Genomic DNA, 21573 nt, shown 5'->3' with positions numbered 1-21573 from the left:
GTTAAAATAGAGAAAATGAAATGATTACATTTGTTTAACGAATATCATTGTAAGGCATCAAGTTTTTTCTGAAATCTATTCATTATATGGGGTTAATCACGTGCGTTAGCTCGTGAAATAGGGTACAATTATAGATGAAATAAAATTTTGGAGGATCTTATGAAGATTTTTGCTTACGGCATTCGTGATGATGAGAAGCCATCACTTGAAGAATGGAAAGCGGCTAACCCAGATATTGAAGTGGATTACACACAAGAGTTGTTGACACCCGAAACAGCTAAGTTGGCTGAGGGATCAGATTCAGCTGTTGTTTATCAACAATTGGATTACACACGTGAAACATTGACAGCATTAGCTAACGTTGGTGTTACTAACTTGTCATTGCGTAACGTTGGTACAGATAACATTGATTTTGATGCAGCACGTGAATTTAACTTTAACATCTCAAATGTTCCTGTTTATTCACCAAATGCCATTGCAGAACATTCAATGATTCAATTATCTCGTTTGCTACGTCGTACGAAAGCATTAGATACCAAAATTGCTAAGCACGACTTGCGTTGGGCACCAACAATTGGCCGTGAAATGCGCATGCAAACAGTAGGTGTTATTGGTACAGGTCATATTGGCCGTGTGGCTATTAACATTTTGAAGGGATTTGGGGCAAAAGTTATCGCTTATGACAAGTACCCAAATGCTGAATTACAAGCAGAAGGTTTGTACGTTGACACATTAGACGAATTATATGCACAAGCTGATGCCATTTCGTTGTATGTTCCTGGTGTACCTGAAAATCATCATCTAATCAATGCAGAAGCTATTGCAAAGATGAAGGATGGTGTGGTTATCATGAACGCAGCTCGTGGTAATTTGATGGACATCGACGCTATTATTGATGGTTTGAATTCTGGTAAGATTTCAGACTTCGGTATGGACGTTTATGAAAATGAAGTGGGCTTGTTTAATGAAGATTGGTCTGGTAAAGAATTCCCAGATGCTAAGATTGCCGATTTGATCGCACGTGAAAATGTATTGGTTACACCACACACAGCTTTCTATACAACTAAAGCTGTACTAGAAATGGTTCACCAATCATTTGATGCGGCAGTTGCTTTCGCTAAGGGTGAGAAGCCAGCTATTGCTGTTGAATATTAATATAATGGAATTCCCAGATTCAATGTTTGGGAATTTTTTATCCGATATGTTTGTGAAAAAATAATCAAGCGTTTTTGATTATAGTATTATACATTTAAGAGTGTGTGTGGCGCAATGAGAGATGTGTCATAAATATGAATTGAAAAGAGGAAGGGATAGTATGTCTATCAAAGCAGAAGGCGAAAAGTGGTCTGCCAAAGAATCACAAGATTTACGTAATGAAGAGTATGCACGTAAAGCGAAAGAAAATGCCCCTGTTGAATTTAGTGGCCAAACTGATTTACACTTGAAGGATTTCTTTTTTAAGGTGTTATCTGGTTCAGCACAGGGTATTTTAATTGGTGTTTTACCATCAGCTGTTATGAAGTACATCATTCAGTATTCAGGTCTGGGTACTACGGCATTTGGAGCTAATTTAAGCGCTATTTTAACGTTATTCACGTCATTGATTCCATTTTTGATTGGTATGGCGGTTGCTTTACAGTTCAAAATGAAGAGCTTAGATGTCGGCGTTGTTGCGATAGCGACAGCCGTAGCTTCTGGGTCAATCAAGTGGGCCGTTGCACCCAAGGGGTGGCTCAATCCAGTGACGGGTCTCAATTCTGTAGCACCTGCTAACGTTTATATAGCATCTGGCGCTGGTGATGTGATCAATGCAATGATTGTTTCCGCCATTGCTGTTTTCGTTACTTGGCTTGTTGCTCGTTACCTAAAAGGATTTGGATCAGTTGCTATTATTTTAAGTCCTATTCTTGTTGGTGGTGGTGTTGGTCTGATTGGTAAAATGATTGCGCCTTATGTCGGAGATGTTACGACTTGGATTGGTCAATTGGTTGAAACATTTACTAAATTAGCACCTATACCTATGGCGATGCTAATTGCGATGGCTTTTGCTATTATTATTATTACACCAGTTTCAACTGTCGGAATTGCTTTGGCAATTAGTCTATCAGGAATTGGATCTGGTGCGGCCGCCATGGGTGTTGTTGCTACAACCATTGTGTTATTGATTAATTCATGGAAAGTCAATAAGCCAGGTGTAACAGTTGCTATTGCATTGGGTGCCATGAAAGGTATGATGCCATCAGTCTTTGCAAAGCCGGTGACAATGTTATCATTCTTGTTAGCAGCAGCGATTTCTGGTATTCCAGTTGCCTTGTTTAATATCCAGGGAACACCAACAACAGCTGGATTTGGTTATATTGGACTGGTATCACCAATCCAATCAATGGTCAAAGACCCTACGGTACCTTCAACAGTTATGAATCATTTTATTAATCCAGCGATTGCAATTCTAGCATGGTTGGTTATCCCTATCATTGCAGGATTCATTGCACAATTTGTATTTAGTAAATTGTTGAAACTTTATACCCCAATGGATTTCCAACAAGATTTGTAATTATTAGCTGATAAAAGATACATCTAAAAGTTTAAATTTTAGGTGCGTCTTTTTTTTTGCCTTCAAAAAAAGGACTTGATGTTTGAGTAATTGTTAAAAACTTATCAAAATTTTTTAAAGTAATATTTTGATGTAGGTACGTAGCAATATTGTAGGCGTGCCTAATTTTGTTATTATTATTCTCAAACACCCCAGTCCAAAATAGTAGCCACGTTTGAAACTTAAAGTCATCGGTGTTAAATTTATATTTTTTAATTTTATCTAATAGATATCTAGTGAAGTCATCTTTTTTTTGTATAATACTTGTTTCCAAAGCATTAACCAGTATTTTGCTGACAGTTTCAACGGATGCCATTGGCATATTATTTGTGGCGTACTGTTTAAGTATGTCAGATATGTAAGGTGCGCTTCTTTCAACGTGTATCATATTCACTACATTTGCGAGTAAACAAAGATCATAGAACTGCCAGTAACTAATATTAAAAAAGTAATTAATCAATTCATTCTGATCATCGTTTGATGCGACCAGGAAATCTAAGTGGTACAAAGTAGACAATGACATTAAATAATAATGGCGCCTGAATGGATCACTAGGATTGCTGACGGCATCATTTTGTAATAATTGTGTTAACTGCGTCAATTTGTGACGATTATTATCTTGATAATGTTGATTTAAAACAGTTATCAGTTTTTTTAGGTTGTTTTTTTTTTGCCAAAAATAGCCGAGAAATATTCTTCAAATGAAATATTGAGAGCGTTACACAGCAAAAGTACTGTGTGGTCAGTTGGTTCTGTCTTGTTATTCTCTATTCTAGATACCATTGATTGTGAGCCGATTAAAACACCTAATCGTTGTTGAGATATTCCTCGTATCTTTCTAATTTCCTTAATAACCGATCCTTTTTTATTGTTCATGTCCTTAGTAACCTATAAATTTTTATATTTTATTTAAAAAAAGTGATTAATTATATATTAAACTAGAGTTAATATTTTCTAATTATTCAATTATGCATATTTTTTTTTAAATATTTGTTTCATTATATATTAAAATAGTTAGTTTTAATGATTAACGTTTGTAAAAAAATATTTGTTGGCAAAACATTCTTAGCCACAAATGTTCAAAATCTCACAAACACAAATAACTGTTTTATCTAGAAAATAGTCATTTGTGTCAAAAAGGGAAAGAATGAAGGGAAGAGGCAAATGAGAAATAAAAATGTAACAAGTGTTTTCCGGAAAAAGATGTATAAATCTGGAAAAATGCTAGTCATTGCAGGAAGTGTTTCAATAATTGGTGTTACCAGTTTTATTCAACAAGCACAAGCTGATGTTTCACAACACAATGGGGTAGTCGTAGCCACGACAGTCAATCAATCAAATTCAGATGCGACTACGGTTGACAAATCGCTCACGACAGATGAAAAAGCCGCAACAGCAGTAGACACATCAACAGATGGAAAGGCTGTAGTAACAGCAACTACATCAACAGATGAAAAAAAATCAACAACAGTAGACACATCAACAGATGAAAAGGTTGCAACAGCGGCAAACACACCAACAGATGAAAAACCTGTGACAACAGCAATTCCATCAACAGATGAAAAAAATGCGACAACAGCCGCAACAACAGATGAAAAGACGGCAAAGGCCCAAGTTGACACATCTGATAATAATTCAACTTCGGTGAGTGATGAAAATGTGAATTCATCGGCACAAAAAAGTCAAACGGTTGATAATAATTCGAAGACGAATGATACTACTGCAACATTAACAGCCCGTTCAAAAAACCTAAAAACAATTGATGATAAAACATATTATTACGATGATGATGGTCAAGTAAAAAAGAATTTTGCTACTGTAATCGATGGAAAGGTACTTTATTTTGATAAAGATACTGGCGCATTAGCTGATACAAATGACTATCAATTTTTAGAAGGCTTAACTAGTGAAAATAATAATTATACGGAGCATAATGCCTCAGTTGGTACATCTTCTGATAATTATACAAACGTTGATGGGTATCTAACAGCTGATAGTTGGTATAGGCCAAAGGATATACTTGTCAACGGTCAGAACTGGGAATCATCAAAGGATAACGATTTACGACCATTGTTAATGACTTGGTGGCCAGATAAGGCAACACAAGTAAATTATTTGAATGCGATGAAGTATTTAGACAGTACTGAAACTGTTTATACTGTAGATGACAGTCAAGATGATTTGAATGCAGCAGCACAAAACATTCAAGTGAAGATTGAAGAAAAAATTAGCCAAGAAGGTCAAACACAATGGCTAAAAAATGATATTTCAAAATTTGTTGATAGCCAACCAAATTGGAATATTGCTAGTGAATCAAAAGGAACTGATCATTTGCAGGGTGGTGCATTATTGTATGTAAATAGTGATAAAACGCCAAATGCAAATTCTGATTATCGGATACTTAATCGCACACCAACCAATCAAACAGGCACACCTTTGTATACGACAGATCCAACTCAAGGTGGTTATGACTTTCTCTTGGCCAATGATGTAGATAATTCAAACCCAGTTGTTCAAGCAGAACAACTAAACTGGATGTATTACTTGTTAAACTTTGGATCAATCACTAATAACGATGCAGATGCTAACTTTGATAGCATTCGAGTGGATGCAGTTGATAACGTTGATGCTGACCTATTGCAAATTTCAGCAGACTATTTCAAGGCCGCATATGGCGTAGATAAGAGTGATGCTATTTCGAATCAACATGTTTCCATTCTTGAAGACTGGAGTGACAACGATGCTGAATATGTGAAAGATAATGGTAATAACCAATTATCAATGGATAATAAATTACGGTTGTCATTAAAGTATTCACTCACTATGCCACCAGTCGACCAATATGGTAATAAAAGAAGTGGATTAGAACCATTTTTGACAAATAGTTTAGTTAATCGTACAAATGATTCAACATATAATATCGCACAACCAAATTACTCTTTTGTTCGTGCACATGATAGTGAAGTACAAACAGTCATTGCAGAAATTATTAAGCAACGTATTGATCCTGATGCTGATGGTTTGTCACCAACAATGGAACAATTAACAGAAGCATTTAAAATTTACAATGCTGATCAGCTAAAAACAACTAAGGAATTTACACAGTACAATATTCCAAGTACCTACGCTACAATATTAACGAATAAAGATACTGTGCCACGTGTTTACTATGGTGATATGTATACTGATGATGGTCAATACATGTCCACAAAGTCACTTTATTACGATGCCATTGATACATTGCTGAAGTCTCGTATCAAGTATGTTTCTGGTGGACAGACAATGTCTATGAAATATATGCAAGGTGACGATAGTATGGCTGCAGATAGCTATAGAGGTATTTTGACATCAGTACGCTACGGTAAAGGTGCAATGACTGCTACCGATGCAGGGACAGATGAAACGCGTACACAAGGTATTGCAGTAATTGAAAGTAATAACCCAGACTTGAAGTTGAGCAGTACAGATCAAATTGTTGTAGATATGGGCATAGCGCACAAAAACCAAGCGTATCGTCCTGCTTTGTTAACAACTAAAGAAGGTATAGCTACTTATGTATCTGATAGTGATGTTTTACAAAGCTTAATAAGATATACAGATAGCAATGGCCAACTGATTTTCAATAGTTCAGATATTGAAGGTACAGCCAATCCACAAGTTTCTGGATATTTGGCAGTTTGGGTACCTGTTGGTGCTTCAGATACGCAAGATGCAAGAACTGAAAGTAGTACAGAAGTAACTACTGATGGACAAACATTGCATTCAAACGCCGCACTGGACTCTCAAGTGATTTATGAAAGTTTCTCTAATTTTCAATCTACACCAACTACAGAAGCAGAATATGCTAATGTGCAAATTGCAAACAATACTGATTTGTACAAGAGTTGGGGGGTGACCAATTTTGAGTTCCCACCACAATATCGTTCAAGTACGGATAGTAGTTTCTTAGACTCAATTATTCAAAATGGTTATGCATTTACTGATCGTTATGACCTTGGATTCAATACACCAACGAAGTATGGTACTGTAGATCAACTCCGCACAGCTATTAAGGCTTTGCATGCGACAGGTATCCAGGCAATGGCAGATTGGGTACCAGACCAGATTTATAATTTGACAGGTAAAGAGGTTGTTGCCGTACAACGTGTCAATAACTCAGGGATTTACAATCAAGATTCTGTCATGAATAAAACATTGTATGCTTCACAAACTGTTGGTGGCGGAGAATATCAGGCACGTTACGGTGGAGAATTCCTTGATGAAATCAAGGAATTATACCCCTCTCTATTTGAAAAAAATCAAATTTCAACAGGCGTACCAATGGATCCTAGTGAAAAGATAAAAGAATGGTCCGCTAAGTACTTTAACGGTACTAATATTCAAGGTCGTGGTGCTTATTATGTCCTGAAAGACTGGGCTACAAATGAGTATTTCAAGGTAAGCACATCAAGTAATAGCAGTGTATTTTTGCCAAAGCAGCTGACTAATCAAGAAGCAAATACTGGATTTATTTCAACTGACGGTGGGATGACATATTATTCTACAAGTGGATATCAAGCAAAAAATACATTCATTCAAGATGATAAATCTAATTGGTATTACTTTGACGAGAATGGTTATATGACCTATGGTTTCCAAAAAGTCAGTGATAATAATTATTATTTCTTGCCTAATGGGATTGAATTACAAGATGCAATCTTAGAAGATAGTAAAGGAAATGTGTATTATTTCAATCAACATGGTAAACAAGCTATTGATGGATATTACATGTTAGCTAATAAAACTTGGCGTTACTTTGACAAAAACGGTGCTATGGCTAATGGTGGATTAACAACTGTAACTGTTGACGGGCAAGACCATATTCAATATTTTGATAAGAATGGTATTCAGGTGAAAGGTACTTCCGTGAAGGGTGCAGACGGAAAGCTACGTTATTTTGACACTGATTCTGGTGATATGGTGACAAACCGCTTTGGTGAAAACACAGATGGTACATGGTCATACTTTAATGCTGATGGTATCGCTGTAACTGGTGGACAGACAATCAATGGACAAAAATTGTTCTTTGATGCTAACGGACAACAGGTTAAGGGGAAGGAAGCAACTGATAAAAAAGGAAACGTACATTATTATGATGCGAATTCTGGTGCAATGATTACAAATCGTTTTGAAAAGTTATCAGATGGATCATGGGTGTACTTTAATAAGAAGGGTAACGTCGTAACTGGTTCGCAAGTCATAAAAGGTCAACATTTGTTCTTTGAAAGCAATGGTAGCCAAGTTAAGGGTCGTGAATATACGACTCCTGATGGTAAGATGCGTTATTACGATGCAGATTCTGGCGAAATGATTACGGACCGCTTTGAACGAATATCAGATGGAGCATGGGCATACTTTAGTACTAATGGTGTTGCCGTAACTGGTGAACAAAAGATTAATGGTCAACAACTTTATTTTGATGCCAGTGGTCGTCAAATTAAAGGTGCCGCAGTAACACAAGCTGACGGTAGCCAAAAATATTACGATGCAGATTCTGGAGAGCTGATCCAAAGCTAACTGAATTGAAATCATAACATAAAAAAAGTGTCATCAATTTATTGGTGGCACTTTTTTATGCTAATTTTTTTTCAACCAGATGTGTTATTTGACCAAGGCCAAAGGCTTCAATAAAGTGAAATCGCCGTTCCCAACGGTCTTGCTTTAAAGGGATTTCTGAGAAGTAAAAATCTATTAAAATTTGGATAGCATGTAAATTAGCTTCGGTTTCATCTGATAATTTTGAAAGCGGAGAAAATGTGTAAGTATTATTACTTCTTGTATAAATTAAATGAGCTATTTCATGCGCAATTCTAAAATAGCGACTGAAGTTTGTTTTGTAATTATTGTTGATGATGATAGCTCTTTTACGACCATTGGCCACATCTGGGTCAAGTTCTTTACCATCAATATGTATTAATATCAAACCATTTTTTTGCACGATTTGGTCAAGATAGTTTGAAATGCTGTCATCTATGTACACTAAAAATTAATCCTTTTTCGTCTTCGTATCGGCATCTGGTAAGGTGCGCAGAATAGATAAAATTGCTTCGCGATATTCTGGTGATAAGGGTTTCCCTTCAAAAGACAAGAGTAACTCATCATCGGTAAATTGTTTGCCAAGATCCACACTATTTGAATGTTTAGGTGACGTGTGAGCAGTAATTCCGGCAATATGTAATATTTCATCTTTTGATATTCTCAATCCTTTGGCAATGCGATAAAGTGTGTCAACTTTAGGAATGTTTTTATTACCATTTTCAATCTGAGATAAATAGGCAGATGAAAAATTACCTTGTAAGGCAGTTTGACGAACAGTATAATGCTTTTTTTCTCTAATATGTTTAATTCTTTGACCAAACTGTTCTTTTGTTACCATATATGTAAACCTCTTGTTAGATGTTTACTTTTTATTATATACAAATGAAAAACAAACACAAACATGATAAGTTGCAAAACAGCATATACAACGTTTGACAATGTGATACAACGTCTATATAATGACACTATGATAAAGAATGGGGAAGATAAATGTCACTAACATTACAGTTTCGAGATGCTACTTCGGTTAGAAAGGAAATCGCAATACGTGGGGAAAGTATTGCGATTTTTTCCAAAAGAATCGGGGTCAATTATTCATTAATGACAGAATATTTAAATAATAAGAAACATCCATCACCACCAACGGCTAAAAAAATTGCTAAAGGACTTGATAAAGAAATCAAGGATATTTTTTTTATTTAACTGTTTGCTAAAACTATACAAATATTGTTTAACGTTTATCAAAATGATATAATAAACACTTACAATAATTACTTGGGGGGAGCATATGGAAAATAGAAAAGATCAATATAAAGTATATAGGTCAGGAAAATTATGGATAACAGCAACTGTTGCTGTCGCATTGTTTAATGCATCTATAAATATTGTCAGTGCTGATGATGGGAAGAATATTGAGCAGAGCAGTTTAGTCCAAAATAGTAGAGATGTCGTTGACGTATCAGACAATCAGACACCTCTAGTAGATGACACGGAAATTCTTAATGCCGTTAAATCGGCTGAAAGTGTGGGAGTTACTGTTACACAAGAACCTTCTCAAAGTAAAATAGTGAGTGACTCTGAGGATATTACTAAGGTCAAAAATGACATTGAAAGTGATTATGCACAACAAATTGCTGAACTACAGCATGCTACAAAAACGCAACAGCAAAATAATCAAATATTTGATCAATGTACTGAAGACTACGAAACCGCTTTATACAAAGGGGCACAACAAAATAAGGATGGCAAGACACAGGTTGCGACATCAGCTGCCAAACAAGCATTGACGTTTGATACCTCAAAACCGGCAGATGAGAGTAGCCCAACATCGAATATAGAACCTAGTAAAATATACACAGGTATTGGTTCACATGCCAATCTGAGCGATAGTACAAAAGTATGGGAATATGAAGGACCACAGGTATTGAATGCCACAATCGAAAAAACATGGTCTGGTTCAGGAAGTATCGAAGATTCTGATGGCAATAAACGAAGCGTCGATTTTCACGAAATTTTCCATGATTTCCAATTACAAAATGGTAATTGGAATGACAGTAACAATTACAAGGAATCCGGCATTCCGCATATAGCTATCAGTAGTAACGCTGTTGATAACGTATGGGCAACAAACTTAAATTGGCAAACAACTTTCTGGTTTACTTATAGTGATAATCATGAAGTCGTACCAATTTCTAAAGTTCCTGGTTCAAATGAAGAAGCCAAAGTATATTTTTTGTCTGGATCCTTAAGCTCGACAAATTTTGCAGGCCCAGAGTGGGATAACTGGAATGGTAATCGCAAAGAGTATGTTCAAACAAATGATGCCAAAACAGCGATCATCAATGAGGAATCAACAATTGGCTTAGATTATATCAGTGCTGAAGGTATTGTAGACAATGCCCCTGGTGGGTTTGCTTATGTAAATACAAGTGCTGATTTTCAATCCCCGAATTATGATGAGGATACCAACCCTCAACACTATGCTATTGAAGAAGGCGTATCTTTTACAGATTTTACAACAGATAAACCGACATTATATATTGGTGCGGTTCCGATGAATAAAAATGCTCGCTGGTGGCATGAAAATCATAATATGAATTCTCATGAACTAGCATTTTTAAAAAAGCCAACAAAGTTGGATCCAGTTACGGCTGCTTATCATTTGAATACTATAATGTACGAAAAAAATAATAGTATTCAACCAACAGTAGCAGAAATTCCTGATTTAGTTGACGAAGGCCATCAGGAAAATGAAGAATCAAATGAAACAATAGCCCCTGAAAATGAGCAGAAGGGGTATGGGGCAGCGACATCTCCAACTACTAAGGACGCAAGCGTAAAAAATCAATCTGAAGTCATAGTTCACTATGTCCTTAAGCAGATAAATGGTAAAGAATTGCAGGCAACACAAACCATTAAAGGAACTAGTGGCGAATCTTATTACGACAAAGTGGGTAATTTCATTAGCAATAATCCAGACGGGGATGTAACCACATATGAGGTTCCAGAAACATTACATCAAGAATTAGCAGGCATCACCGATTCTAATGATGGATTATTACATTATACTTATATTGCAGATGGCAATGGTGGTGTATTTGGTGAAAAAAAAGATATTGCTAATCCAAAAACTAATGTCTGGGTGATTTATACTTATTCAGTCGATGGTAAGAATGGCCTGGACGGCAAAGATGGTGAAAAAGGTGTTGATGGCCAGAACGGTATCGATGGCAGAGATGGTAAGGATGGTGTTGATGGCCACAATGGTACTGATGGTAAGGATGGTCGTGATGGCCAAAATGGTAACGATGGCAGAGATGGTAAGGATGGTGTTGATGGCCACAACGGTACTGATGGTAAGGATGGTCGTGATGGCCACAACGGTACTGATGGTAAGGATGGTCGTGATGGCCAGAACGGTAACGATGGCAAAGACGGTGAAAATGGTATTGACGGCCGGAACGGTAACGATGGCAAAGACGGTAAAAATGGTGTTGATGGCCAGAACGGTAACGATGGTAAAGACGGTATAAATGGTATTAACGGCCGGAACGGTAACGATGGCAAAGATGGTAAAAATGGTGTTGACGGCCGGAACGGTAACGATGGCAAAGACGGTAAAAATGGTGTTGATGGCCAGAACGGTAACGATGGTAAAGACGGTAAAAATGGTGTTGACGGCCAGAACGGTAACGATGGCAAAGGTGGTAAAAATGGTGTTGATGGCCAGAACGGTAACGATGGCAAAGACGGTATAAATGGTATTAACGGCCGAAACGGTAACGATGGTAAAGACGGTAAAAATGGTGTTGATGGCCGGAACGGTAACGATGGTAAAGACGGTAAAAATGGTGTTGATGGCCGGAACGGTAACGATGGCAAAGACGGTGAAAATGGTATTGACGGCCAAAATGGTAACGATGGCAAAGACGGTAAAAATGGTGTTGACGGCCGGAACGGTAACGATGGCAGAGATGGTAAGGATGGTGTTGATGGCCAGAACGGTAACGATGGCAAAGATGGTAAAAATGGTGTTGACGGCCGGAACGGTAACGATGGCAAAGATGGTAAAAATGGTGTTGACGGCCAAAATGGTATCGATGGCAAAGACGGTAAAAATGGTGTTGACGGCCAGAACGGTAACGATGGCAAAGACGGTAAAAATGGTATTAACGGCCGGAACGGTAACGATGGCAAAGATGGTAAAAATGGTGTTGACGGCCGGAACGGTAACGATGGCAAAGATGGTAAAAATGGTGTTGACGGCCAAAATGGTATCGATGGCAAAGACGGTAAAAATGGTGTTGATGGCCAGAACGGTAACGATGGTAAAGACGGTAAAAATGGTATTAACGGCCGGAACGGTAACGATGGCAAAGATGGTAAAAATGGTGTTGATGGCCGGAACGGTAACGATGGTAAAGACGGTAAAAATGGTGTTGACGGCCGAAACGGTAAGGATGGTGTTGATGGCCGGAACGGTATCGACGGTAAAGATAGTGTGAATGGTCGTGACGGCCGAAATGGTCTCGTTGGCCAAAACAGCTTAGATAATCAAGTTGTGTCAAATAGTATTGAAAGTGAAGATATTACAAATCGTGTTGATCATGAAAACATGCGAGACAGTACGAGAAATTTTGAAAAAAACATTCTGAGCACAGTAAAAACAAACAGTAATGTTATGGGGCAAGTAACAGTTAAAGATGAGTACGCTCCTATTGGAAACGACAATCAAGCCCAAGAAAAACAAGTTTTAGCTAAAGATGTATCTAGTGTAATTAATCAAAAGTTGGAGAATTATTATCATAATTCTGGTGAAAGTACTTTTTCATCCAGTCAGTTGAAGGAAAATAATCTAACTGCTGCCGTTGAAGAAAGGATTAGCTACCATAAAAATGAGCCAAAGCAGAATACAGAAAAAAATCAGCAGACGGATGCTTTAGTAACAAAAACTCACTTTAATGATACTTCTAACATTAACCAAACAGGCGATACTTTAAAAACTTACAAAGATATTGAAAAACAAAAAATGAAACAATCCCAAAATAGTTTGCAATTGCCTAAAACGGCTACAAAGCAATATCCTGTATCCGTATTAGAAGTAATTACACTAGGAATGTTGCTTATATTTGTTAAGTTACACAAAAGAGTTCGAATATGATGAAATAAACAACTGGAATAATTAGTTTATATATATTACTAAATTTATTGGACGCATTAAATACCTTTGTATATCTCATTTATATTATGAGATTGTATGTTACTTTTTGTTACTTTATAATCAATAAAATTAGTGACTAATCAATAGATAAGTTGACAATGCTTTTTTTATAAAAAAATTAATTTTTGTGATATTAATATAATTCTCCAATTGACTGTTTTTACAATGTTTTTAAAAATATGTCGATAATGTATTGAAATTTTTACTGTTTTTACAAATAAATTAAGCTATAATTTTTCAATGTAATAGAAGAGAATATTATGAGGAGAAAATTTATGCCGTTTACAGAAAAAGTAATGCGAAAAAAGCTTTATAAAGTTGGGAAAAGTTGGGTAGTTGGTGGAGTTTGTGCCTTTGCATTAACCGCTTCATTTGCTTTAGCAACACCAAGTGTTTTGGGAGACAATAGTGTACCTGATGTGAGTGGAAATAACGTTCAATCTTTTTCAGATCAAACGACAGACACACAGCACAACACTACAGGTACTGAAAAAGATTCTCAAGTTCAGCCAGCAACTGCTGATGACAATGTAACAACGGCTGTTGTAAACGACACGACACAATCTGCTGATAGTAATGTGACAGAAAAACAGGCAGATACTCATGCACTTGATCATGAAAAAGTCGGTAACAAGGAAGAAGTGGCTCAAGTTAATGAAAATAAGGAATCAAAAGCTTCTGCAACTGACCATTATTCCGATAAGAAAACGACGGATGAGACACAACAAGTAAGCGGAAAATACGTTGAAAAAGATGGCAGTTGGTACTATTATTTTGATGATGGCAAAAATGCTAAAGGTTTATCAACAATAGATAACAATATTCAATATTTTGACGAGAGTGGTAAACAAGTCAAAGGCCAGTACGTCACAATCGACAATCAGATATATTATTTTGATAAAGATTCAGGTGATGAGTTAACGGGACTGCAAAGTATCGATGGGAATATAGTTGCTTTTAATGATGCAGGTCAACAAATTTTTAATCAATACTACCAATCTGAAAATGGTACAACATATTACTTTGATGATAAAGGACAAGCTGCTACCGGTATTAAAAATATTGCGGGAAAAAATTACTATTTTGATAATCTTGGACAATTAAAAAAAGGTTTCTCTGGTGTAATTGATGGTCAAATAATGACATTTGATCAGGATACAGGGCAAGAAATTTCGAATACCACTTCTGAAATAAAAGAAGGTTTGACGACACAAAATACGGATTACAGCGAACATAATGCAGCCCATGGTACAGATTCTGAGGATTTTAAAAATATCAATGGCTATTTAACAGCTAGTTCATGGTATCGCCCAACAGATATTTTACGTAACGGCACAGATTGGGAGCCTTCTACAGATAAAGATTTCAGGCCAATATTGTCAGTGTGGTGGCCTGATAAGAAAACACAGGTCAATTATTTAAACTATATGGCTGATTTAGGGTTCATCAGTAATGATGATAGTTTTAAAACCGATGATAGCCAAAGCTTATTAAATGAAGCAAGTAACTATGTTCAGAAATCAATTGAAATGAAGATTAGTGCGCAACAAAGTACAGAGTGGCTAAAGGACGCTATGGCGGCTTTCATCGTTACGCAACCACAGTGGAATGAAAATAGTGAAGATATGAGCAATGATCATTTGCAAAATGGTGCCTTAACTTATGTCAACAGCCCACTGACACCTGATGCTAATTCCAACTTTAGACTACTAAATCGGACACCAACAAACCAGACTGGTGAACAGGCGTATAATTTAGATAATTCAAAAGGAGGTTTTGAATTATTGTTAGCCAATGACGTTGATAATTCAAATCCTGTAGTCCAGGCTGAACAATTAAATTGGCTATATTATTTAATGAATTTTGGCACAATTACGGCCAACGATGCGGATGCTAACTTTGACGGTATTCGTGTAGATGCAGTTGATAATGTGGATGCTGACTTATTACAAATTGCGGCCGATTATTTTAAGTTGGCTTATGGCGTTGACCAAAATGATGATACTGCTAATAAGCATCTGTCCATTTTGGAAGATTGGAGCCACAATGATCCTTTGTATGTAACCGATCAAGGCAGCAATCAATTAACCATGGATGATTATGCGCATACACAATTAATCTGGTCGTTAACAAAATCATCTGACATCCGCGGTACAATGCAACGTTTCATGGATTATTATTTGGTTGATAGATCTAATGATAGTACGGAAAACGAAGCAATTCCTAACTATAGTTTTGTGCGTGCACATGACAGTGAGGTGCAAACGGTTATTGCCCAAATCGTTTCCGACTTGTATCCTGATGTTGAAAATAGTTTGGCACCAACAACCGAACAATTGGCAGCAGCTTTCAAAGTATATAATGAAGATGAAAAGTTAGCAGATAAAAAATATACACAATATAATATGGCTAGTGCCTATGCAATGTTGCTAACTAATAAAGATACCGTTCCTCGTGTTTACTACGGTGATTTATATACGGATGATGGTCAATATATGGCAACGAAGTCTCCATATTATGATGCAATTAATACTTTGCTGAAGGCTAGAATTCAATATGTTGCTGGCGGTCAATCGATGTCCGTTGATAATAATGATATATTAACAAGCGTTCGCTATGGTAAAGATGCTATGACAGCTTCTGATGCTGGAACAGCTGAGACGCGTACGGAAGGTATTGGCGTGATTGTCAGCAATAACGCCAAACTACAATTAGAGGATGGAAATACAGTCACATTGCACATGGGAGCGGCTCATAAGAATCAAGCTTATCGTGCTTTGTTATCAACAACCGCGGATGGCTTAGCTTATTATGATACTGATGATAATGCTCCTGTGTCGTATACAGATGAAAATGGTGATTTGGTCTTTACGAACCAATCAATTTATGGTGTGCAAAATCCACAAGTTTCTGGTTATTTGGCGGTTTGGGTTCCGGTAGGTGCGCAACAAGATCAAGATGCACGAACGGCATCTGACACAACAACGAACACAAGTGGTAAAGTATTCCGTTCAAACGCTGCCCTTGATTCTCAGGTTATATACGAAGGTTTCTCAAACTTCCAAGCATTTGCTACGGACAACAGTGAATATACAAACGTAGTCATTGCTCAGAATGCGGACCAATTCAAGCAATGGGGTGTTACAAGCTTCCAATTGGCACCACAATATCGTTCAAGTACAGATACAAGTTTCTTGGATTCAATTATTCAAAATGGGTATGCATTCACTGATCGATATGACTTAGGTTATGGCACACCGACAAAATATGGAACTGCTGATCAATTGCGTGATGCTATCAAAGCCTTACATGCTAGTGGCATCCAAGCAATTGCCGATTGGGTTCCGGATCAAATTTATAATTTGCCAGAACAAGAATTAGCTACAGTCACAAGAACAAATTCATATGGAGATGATGATCCAGATTCTGATATTGACAACGCCTTATATGTTGTACAAAGTCGTGGTGGTGGTCAATATCAAGAGATGTACGGCGGTGCTTTCCTAGAAAAGTTGCAGGCACTCTATCCATCTTTGTTTAAAGTAAACCAAATCTCAACGGGTGTTCCAATTGATGGTAGCGTGAAGATTACTGAATGGGCTGCTAAGTACTTCAACGGGTCTAACATCCAAGGTAAGGGTGCTGGCTATGTATTGAAAGATATGGGTTCTAATAAGTACTTTAAGGTCGTTTCAAACACTGAGGATGGTGACTACTTACCAAAACAGTTAACTAACGATCTGTCAGAAACTGGCTTTACACACGATGACAAAGGAATCATCTATTATACATTAAGTGGTTATCGTGCTCAAAATGCATTTATTCAAGATGATGATGATAATTATTACTATTTTGATAAGACAGGTCATCTAGTAACAGGCTTGCAAAAGATTAATAATCATACTTATTTCTTCTTACCTAATGGTATTGAATTAGTTAAGAGCTTCTTACAAAATGAAGATGGCACAATTGTTTATTTTGATAAGAAAGGCCATCAAGTCTTTGATCAATATATAACGGATCAAAATGGAAATGCTTATTATTTTGATAATACTGGTGTAATGCTTAAATCAGGATTTACAGCAATTGATGGACACCAACAGTATTTTGATCAAAATGGTGTGCAAGTTAAGGATAAGTTTGTGGTTGGCAATGATGGTTATAAGTACTACTTTGAACCAGGTAGTGGTAACTTAGCTATTCTACGTTATGTGCAAAATAATAAAGGTCAATGGTTCTATTTTGATGGTAGTGGTCATGCGGTCACTGGTATCCAAACAATTAATGGTAAAAAACAATATTTCTATAATGATGGTCATCAAAGTAAGGGTGAATTCATTGATGCAGACGGGGATACTTTCTACACGAGTGCCACTGATGGTCGCTTAGTGACAGGTGTTCAAAAAATTAACGGGAGTACCTATGTTTTTGACAATACGGGAAATTTGGTCAAAAACCGATATTATCAGTTAACAAATGGGAAATATATGTTGTTAGATGATAATGGTCGTGCAAAAACAGGATTTGTATTGCAAGATGATGCATTAAGGTACTTCGACCAAAATGGTGAGCAAGTGAAAGATGCTATCGTGGTGGATCCAGACACCAACTTGAGTTACTATTTTAATGCTACACAAGGTGTGGCTGTAAAAAATGATTATTTCAGGTATCAAGATAATTGGTATTTAACAGACGCTAATTATCAACGTATTAAAGGTTTTAAGGTAGTTGATGACAGTTTGCAACATTTTGATGAAGTTACTGGTGTACAAACAAAAGACAGTGCTTTCGTAAGTGATCAAGGTAAAGTTTACCAATTTGATAATAATGGAAATGCTGTGTCAGTATAAGTCTTCTGTGCATATAGTGAAAAACCAAAGGTCATTGTGACTTTTGGTTTTTTGATTTAATGGTCTGTTTGAAATTCATTGATAATATCTGCTAATTTAATTTTATTCATTTCTTTTTCAGCGGCTTCTTGTACTTGGTTATAGTATTTATTTAAAGTTATTTGAATTTGACTACCAACATTACAATTTTGATTTGTTTTGGTGTCAATCTTGAGAAATGAAGTGTCTTCTTCCACAGCGTGATAAATATCTAATAAACTAATTGTGTCGGCTGGACGAGCTAGTTTTGGATTTGCACGTCCATTACTTGATAATAAACAACCGTTGTTTTTGAGTTGTGACATAATTCGTCTAATAACCACAGGGTTAGAGTTAACACTTTTAGCAATTTGTGTGCTTGATAGGTCGGTTCCTTGATTAACGACGATATAGGTTAGAATATGTATAGCATCGCTTAACTTAGTAGAGTATTTCATAAGCATGTTCACTTTCTAGTATCTTTTCGATATCTTTTTCTTGACAAATTTTCATTAATCGTAGTATGATTTACCTGTAACAAATACTGTTACAGTATATCATTAAAAGTGTACTACAAAACGAAAAAGGTGTCACACATGGTTAATCAAGATTATATCGAAACGATTAAGAAAAGGCGATCAATTTATGCATTAGGTAAGAATGTAACTGATCATAATGAGGACATTGCTGCGTTAATTCAGTCAGCAATTAAGGAATCACCAAGTTCTTTCAATAACCAAACGGTTAGGGCTGCTATTTTATTTGGTGAATCATCTGATAAATTATGGGAAATAGTTGCTGAAAGATTAAAGTCGGAAGTTCCTGATGAAGAAAGTTACAAAGCAACTCGTCAAAAAATTGATAGTTTCAAGGCTGGCGTTGGAACAATTTTATTCTTCACGGACGATAGTATCGTTGAGCAATATCAAGAACAACTTCCTTTATATGCGGAAAACTTTCCAATTTGGGCTGATCAGGCCAATGGTATGGCACAAATTAATGTTTGGCAAGCCTTGGCAACAAATGGCATTGGTGCAAGCTTGCAGCACTATAATCCTTTGATAGATGCTGACGTACACACGATATTTGATATACCTGAATCATGGAACTTACGTAGTCAGATGCCATTTGGATCAATTGAAGCACCAGCAAGTACTAAAGAATATATGACAGATGATGTACGTTTTAAGATTTTCAAGTAAGTAGTATTAAGAAAGAAGGACAGTATGACAATTAAAATTGGTATTATTGGTGCAACAGGTATGGCCGGTTCTGCAGTCTATCAAGAAGCTTTCAATCAAGAATTTGATGTTACTGCGATTGTAAGATCGACTGACAAAGCACATCAAACGCTTGGTCAGAATGCAAAAGTCTTGGAAAAAGATGCGTTTGCATTGACTAAAGCAGATTTGTTGCAGTTTGATGTGGTTATCAATGCATTTGCTACAGCCCCAACGCTGGCATATCAACATATTGATTTAGCAGCCCATCTGATTGGACTGCTTCGAGAAACAACTGCGCCACGTTTAATCTTTATTTTAGGTGCAGGTAGTTTGATGACTGGGGAAGATAATCATCTATTATTGGAAGATTTGAAAAAATTACCAGATGCTGCTTCTTGGGTATCAATACCGGATAATCAGAAAAAAGAACTAGACTTTTTACGGAATATTGATAATGTCAATTGGACTGGTGTATCACCGGGTAGTACTTTCCAAGCAGGTGAAGCAACTCAATATAAGTTAGGAACAGACCATTTGCTCTTTGGTGAGAATAACGAATCTATTACAAATAGTGGTACAATGGCTAAAGCAATTATGTCAGAAATTAATAAACCAAGTGCAGAAAAAAAGCGCTTCACGGTAGTTAATGCTTAATAGTTTGGAAAAAGAGCAACATTCTTAATGAGCGTTGCTCTTTTGTAATATAAAAATAATGTGTAGTATAGAAAGTGAAATATTTTAGTTATTAAGGGAGAAATTTATGTTGGAATTTATGTTGGCTGTCGTTGTAATTGGGACGGTAGCAGGGATTATTTCCGGAATGGTTAAGATTGGCTGGGAAGCTATTTTGCCGCCAAGAACACAAGCACGTGATGAAACGAATCCGCCACAGCGGTTGCTGCAACAAATGGGTGTACCACGAAAATGGACACACGCCTATTTTTATTATGCTACTGATCAAAAAGTACACTATGTAGCGTTAATCATGCATTTTTCTTTCTCGATTGCTTTCGGTATATTATTGGTTTTGTTTGATCAATTTTTCCCCATGGCTATGCTTGGACAAGGTAGTGTGTATGGTATTGTGATTTGGATTGCTTTCCATATTATTATTTTACCAGCTACGAAAACTATTCCGTCTGCTTTAAAGCAACCATTTTCAGAACATTTATCTGAGTTTTTGGGTCATATTGTATGGGGGTGGTCAATGTACTTAATCATGATTGCACTACTTGTGGTAACTAATTGGTTACCAAATTACTAAATATCACACATTTAGTTAAACGTTTATCATTTTTTTGTATATTAAGTATTTTTAGACCACATTTTTATCATCGTTTGTAATATTAATGTAATATTTTGACGGCACAATGGATTACATGATGAAGAGAATAATGATAATAAGTGCCCTATTAACTGGTTTGTCTTTAGTTGTTTTGGGAACACAACTTGAAACAGAAAATCAGCCTGCTGAAGCTGCCAGCATGAATAAAACCGTAAATGTCAAGGCAGTTAGTTCTGCCATTTCATCATTTACGGATGTTCAACTTACTACGAGTAAAGCGACACCTAAAAAAGTAGTAGCTCCAAGTGAGAACAATGAAGTTAAAGCGAATTCACAATCAAGTGAATCACAAGAAAAAGTTGTAGATGCGCCGCAAGTAACTGGTGTATCTTCTGAAGTGGTGACAACCGACACGCCAAAGGCAATCGCTACTGTAAATGAGACGCAATCAATGCAGGCTGTTACAGCAAGTAATCAGTCAACACAGAGTTCAACTGCACCAGAAATGCCGGTTGCATCATCAGACATACAATGGTTAATCCAACATGAAAGTGGTGGAAATGTCAACGCTCAAAACGGTGCATACTACGGCATTGGTCAGTTATCTGAAAATTATTATGCGCAATATGTGCCAGGAAAAGATTACCATGGCAATTACGCAGTCCAACTAGAAGCAATGCAGAAGTATATCTCTGCTCGCTATGGGACTGTGGCTAATGCTATTGCGCATTGGCAAGCTAATAATTGGTATTAGTCAAACACGTAACACGGCATACGTGTTTTTTTGTTATAATAGAAAAGAATAA

15 protein-coding genes are annotated in these 21573 nt (G+C 36.6%); 10 read left to right on the top strand and 5 right to left on the bottom strand.

Annotation, left to right across the window (positions count from 1 at the left end):
- Positions 1 to 159: 159 nt before the first annotated feature.
- Both GJV51_01235 and GJV51_01230 read left to right on the top strand, forming a co-directional pair.
- Positions 160 to 1155 carry a lactate dehydrogenase gene (locus tag GJV51_01235; protein ID QGM24694.1) on the top strand — a complete coding sequence of 332 codons (996 nt, stop codon included), beginning with the start codon at positions 160 to 162 and terminating at the stop codon, positions 1153 to 1155.
- A gap of 160 nt (positions 1156 to 1315) precedes the next feature.
- The gene (locus GJV51_01230) at positions 1316 to 2554 is read left to right on the top strand and encodes a hypothetical protein (protein QGM24693.1); all 1239 of its coding nucleotides are present in this window, start codon (positions 1316 to 1318) and stop codon (positions 2552 to 2554) included.
- Positions 2555 to 2585: 31 nt separating this feature from the next.
- Here the strand turns inward: GJV51_01230 and GJV51_01225 are convergent, their stop codons facing one another.
- Both GJV51_01225 and GJV51_01220 read right to left on the bottom strand, forming a co-directional pair.
- Positions 2586 to 3287 carry an XRE family transcriptional regulator gene (locus GJV51_01225; protein ID QGM24692.1) on the bottom strand — a complete coding sequence of 234 codons (702 nt, stop codon included), beginning with the start codon at positions 3285 to 3287 and terminating at the stop codon, positions 2586 to 2588.
- The gene (locus GJV51_01220) at positions 3248 to 3469 is read right to left on the bottom strand and encodes a helix-turn-helix domain-containing protein (protein QGM24691.1); all 222 of its coding nucleotides are present in this window, start codon (positions 3467 to 3469) and stop codon (positions 3248 to 3250) included. The genes GJV51_01225 and GJV51_01220 overlap by 40 nt, the downstream gene beginning before the upstream one ends.
- Positions 3470 to 3757: 288 nt before the next feature.
- On the opposite strand from GJV51_01220, the gene GJV51_01215 reads away from it, so the two are divergent.
- Positions 3758 to 8149, top strand: coding sequence for a glucosyltransferase (locus GJV51_01215; protein QGM24690.1), 4392 nt, complete (start codon positions 3758 to 3760; stop codon positions 8147 to 8149).
- A 55-nt stretch (positions 8150 to 8204) separates the two neighbouring features.
- On the opposite strand, the gene GJV51_01210 is transcribed toward GJV51_01215, so the two are convergent.
- Positions 8205 to 8612: an ImmA/IrrE family metallo-endopeptidase gene (locus tag GJV51_01210; protein ID QGM24689.1), complete on the bottom strand. Its 408-nt coding sequence runs from the start codon at positions 8610 to 8612 to the stop codon at positions 8205 to 8207.
- Between the two features lie 6 nt (positions 8613 to 8618).
- Positions 8619 to 9008, bottom strand: coding sequence for a helix-turn-helix domain-containing protein (locus GJV51_01205; protein ID QGM24688.1), 390 nt, complete (start codon positions 9006 to 9008; stop codon positions 8619 to 8621).
- Positions 9009 to 9160: 152 nt separating this feature from the next.
- Here GJV51_01205 and GJV51_01200 point away from each other — a divergent pair, with 152 nt between their 5' ends.
- The 3 genes from GJV51_01200 to GJV51_01190 all read left to right on the top strand — a co-directional run bounded on the left by GJV51_01200 (position 9161) and on the right by GJV51_01190 (position 18241).
- Positions 9161 to 9373: an XRE family transcriptional regulator gene (locus tag GJV51_01200; protein QGM24687.1), complete on the top strand. Its 213-nt coding sequence runs from the start codon at positions 9161 to 9163 to the stop codon at positions 9371 to 9373.
- A gap of 85 nt (positions 9374 to 9458) precedes the next feature.
- The gene (locus GJV51_01195; protein QGM24686.1) at positions 9459 to 13331 is read left to right on the top strand and encodes a hypothetical protein; all 3873 of its coding nucleotides are present in this window, start codon (positions 9459 to 9461) and stop codon (positions 13329 to 13331) included.
- A 335-nt stretch (positions 13332 to 13666) separates the two neighbouring features.
- Positions 13667 to 18241 (top strand): hydrolase, encoded by a 4575-nt coding sequence (locus GJV51_01190; protein ID QGM24685.1) that lies wholly within the window; start codon positions 13667 to 13669, stop codon positions 18239 to 18241.
- Positions 18242 to 18297: 56 nt separating this feature from the next.
- Here GJV51_01190 and GJV51_01185 read toward each other — a convergent pair whose 3' ends face one another.
- Complete coding sequence (locus GJV51_01185; GenBank protein QGM24684.1) at positions 18298 to 18717, bottom strand: transcriptional regulator; 420 nt, start codon at positions 18715 to 18717, stop codon at positions 18298 to 18300.
- A gap of 138 nt (positions 18718 to 18855) precedes the next feature.
- On the opposite strand from GJV51_01185, the gene GJV51_01180 reads away from it, so the two are divergent.
- From GJV51_01180 to GJV51_01165, 4 genes are all read left to right on the top strand, one after another.
- Positions 18856 to 19461, top strand: a complete 606-nt coding sequence (locus GJV51_01180; GenBank protein QGM24683.1) for a nitroreductase — start codon at positions 18856 to 18858, stop codon at positions 19459 to 19461.
- Between the two features lie 24 nt (positions 19462 to 19485).
- Complete coding sequence (locus tag GJV51_01175; protein QGM24682.1) at positions 19486 to 20136, top strand: NAD(P)H-binding protein; 651 nt, start codon at positions 19486 to 19488, stop codon at positions 20134 to 20136.
- A 106-nt stretch (positions 20137 to 20242) separates the two neighbouring features.
- Positions 20243 to 20746, top strand: a complete 504-nt coding sequence (locus GJV51_01170) for a DUF1440 domain-containing protein (protein QGM24681.1) — start codon at positions 20243 to 20245, stop codon at positions 20744 to 20746.
- Positions 20747 to 20852: 106 nt separating this feature from the next.
- Entirely contained in the window at positions 20853 to 21521 is a 669-nt protein-coding gene (locus GJV51_01165) for a peptidoglycan-binding protein (GenBank protein QGM24680.1), read from the top strand.
- Positions 21522 to 21573 lie beyond the last annotated feature (52 nt).

It is taken from the genome of Leuconostoc mesenteroides subsp. mesenteroides, from assembly GCA_009676745.1.
Lineage (GTDB): Bacteria > Bacillota > Bacilli > Lactobacillales > Lactobacillaceae > Leuconostoc > Leuconostoc koreense.
Note: the sequence above shows the minus strand (reverse complement) of the source record. Positions and strands in the feature narration are given on the sequence as shown.